The 315-nt window shown below is 66.3% G+C and carries 1 protein-coding gene; it reads right to left on the bottom strand.

Features of this window, described 5'->3' with window-relative positions:
- Positions 1–315, bottom strand: a 315-nt coding sequence (locus ABGA94_RS11890) for a hypothetical protein (protein WP_375367373.1), incomplete at both ends; no start/stop codon positions are given.

Below are 315 nucleotides of genomic sequence, written 5' to 3'. Positions count from 1 at the left end.
GCCGTGGCCATCTGGGCCTGGCCCGAGAGCACGCCGACAGTACTGGTGGCCAGCCTTGGGCTGGTGCTGGTGGCCGGTATCGGCTGGTGGGACGACCACAAGCCCCTGCCAGCGATGCCAATGCGCTGCGTGACAAGGTCCGTGCTGCCGGCTTCAGCGCCTTCGTCGAGCAGGTGCGTACCGAAAAGGGCACCCTGCATCGCGTCCGGCCAGATGATGCCGGCATCGTCATGGTTCTGTTCGATCGCGGCAGCCACCACGCGCGAGATACCGATACCGTAGCAGCCCATCGCCATCACCGCCGCCTTGCCGTTT

Source organism: Stenotrophomonas sp. 3diitr2024 (genome assembly GCF_042136455.1).
Taxonomy (GTDB): Bacteria; Pseudomonadota; Gammaproteobacteria; order Xanthomonadales; family Xanthomonadaceae; genus Stenotrophomonas; species Stenotrophomonas sepilia.
This window is presented reverse-complemented; position numbering and strand designations above follow the sequence as displayed.